The organism is Curtobacterium sp. NPDC090223 (assembly GCF_044746585.1).
Classification (GTDB): domain Bacteria; phylum Actinomycetota; class Actinomycetes; order Actinomycetales; family Microbacteriaceae; genus Curtobacterium.
This window is the reverse complement of record NZ_JBIVCN010000013.1, coordinates 1-2,421: the sequence shown is the minus strand read 5'-3', so window position 1 is coordinate 2,421 and position 2,421 is coordinate 1. Positions and strand designations below refer to the sequence as shown.

The following is a 2,421-nucleotide window of genomic DNA, read 5'->3' as shown; positions in this document are numbered from 1 at the left end:
CACTTCAACCTCGCAGGCCAGCCCACCTCGATCGTGGACCGGAACAGCAACCAGACCAGCTTCAACACCTCGGACGGCTACGCGCTGACGACGATCGTGTCGACCGCTGGTGTGGCGGGTGCGAAGACGGTGAAGTCGTCGTACGCGAACAGCACGCAGACGTTCTCCCAGACCTCCGGCTCGAGCTCACGGAGCGTCTCTTTCGCGAAGAGCGCCGCGGGTGACATCACGACCTACACGGATGCAACTGGTGCGAAGACGACGTTCGCGTACACGAGCGGGGACCTCACTTCGATCACCGCCCCGACCGGTGGAGTGACGACGTTCACGTACGACTCGTCCGACCGTGTCACGAAGGTGGAGCAGCGCAACACCACGGCCGGTTCCGCGGGCACTGCGGTGACCCGCTTCTCGTACGCCAGTGACACGTCGACGCAGGTGGCCGACCCGCGGTCGGATCAGTCCGCGACGGTTGCCGCTGCGGCGCACACGACGTACACGCTCGACGGCAACGACCTGGTGACCAAGACCGTCGACCCGGCAAACCGCGAGCGTTCCAAGACCTACAACTCGGCGAACAACGGGGTCTTGAAGTCCACGACCGGCGCGTCCGGTGACAGCGGCACGGGCACGTCGTCGAACGAGTACGGCAAGAACAGCAGCCAGTCGCTGACGAAATCCACCACCGGCTCCGGCTCCTCGAGCACGGCGGAGTACGGGTCCGGGTCGGCGACGGCGTACCTGCCGTCGAAGACGACCGACAGTTCCGGCAACAGCACGACCATGGGTTACGACGGTGTCGGCAACCAGACGTCGTCCCAGTCCGGTTCAGACTCGACCGTCCAGGCGAAGGTCGCATACAACTCTGACGGCACGGTGAAGAGCGCCACGGCGCCTGGGAACGGGTCGAACTCGACCACGTATACCTACGACGGCAACAAGCAGCTGTCGAAGATCACCCCGCCGACCGGCACCACCCTCGGCGTGAAGACCTACACGTACGACGCCTTCGGCCGCGTCGCGACCGAGACCGATGGTCGCGGGAACACGACCACGTACGGGTACGACGCCGACGACCGGAACACGACTACCGCGTTCAGCGACGGCACGGCGACGGTGACCAACGTCTACGACGGCAACGGCAACCAGACCAGCCAAACCTCCGCAACCGGAACGATCACCAACACATATGACCAGCGCAACCGGCTGGTGTCGACGGTGAACACTGCCGGCGGCGCGACCGTGTCCTATGGGTACGACCTGGCCGGGAACATCGCGCAGGTCACCGACTCCACCGGCACCGTCACCCACACCTACGACGCGTCCGAGGTGTTGACTGCGACGACGTACCCGACGAGCTCGGGCACGGCGAAGCAGATCTACCTCACCGACCCGCAGGGCCGCCGCACCGACACGTGGCTCGGCGCCGACGCATCGGCAACGCCCGGTGCCGCACCGTCGACGTGGAGCGCGCACCAGAAGCTGACGTACGACAAGTCGGGCAAGGTCACCAAGGTGCAGGCATGGGCTTCGAACGAGGACCCGCAGCTCGTCGTCGACACCGACTACTGCTACATGGCCACCACGACTGCTCCGACCTGCACGGCGTCGACGGCGAACGACCGCACGAAGCTGCAGTGGTCGTACGACAACATCAGCAAGCAGGCCACCAACTACGGGTACACGGACACGGACGGGAAGACCCAGACCAAGCACCTCACCGGGATCACGCAATCCGGCGGCACCAACCCGACGAACTGGGCGTTCACCTACGACGACGCCGGCAACCGCACCGAAGCCAAGGCCACCAACGCCGCGACCGGCGCCGAAATCAGTGACCAGAAGCTGACCTACAACGCCGTATCGCAGATCACCACCGACGGGTACACGTACGACGGAACCGGCAACCTGACCGCGGCGCCGGGGGAGACGTACACGTACAACGGCGCGCAGCAGCTGACCTCGTCGACGAAAGACGGCGTGAAGACCAGCTACGAGTACGCCGGCGCGGACATGAACAAGCTGCTGTCGCAATCCACGGACGGGGGAGCGGAATACGGTTACGCGTATGGCACCAGCGACTCCAACGGCGTCCCCGTGATCGCCACCCGCGAGCAGATCGGTACCGGCACCGCATCAGTCGTAACCGACCCGGTCACCGGACAACCCCTGGACCTCCGCACCAGCGACGACACCACCAGCCTGTACGTCCTCGACGGGATCGGGAACCCGACTATGTCGATCGCGGACACTGGCAAGATCGCGTACCAGGTCTCGTACGACGCCTATGGTGCCGAGACGGTCACCAAGGGCAAGACCAGCGCCCAGTGGCAGCAGAACCCCTACGGGTACAAGACCGGCATCCACTCCAGCAACAGCGACACGAGGTTGACAAAGTTCGGGTACCGGTGGCAGTCCGCA

1 protein-coding gene is annotated in these 2,421 nt (G+C 65.1%); it reads left to right on the top strand.

All coding sequences use genetic code 11. The annotated features are described in order from the left end of the window. Positions 1-2,421 (top strand): hypothetical protein (locus tag ACIPJY_RS18050; protein WP_400467694.1); only part of this gene is annotated, 2,421 nt, incomplete at both ends.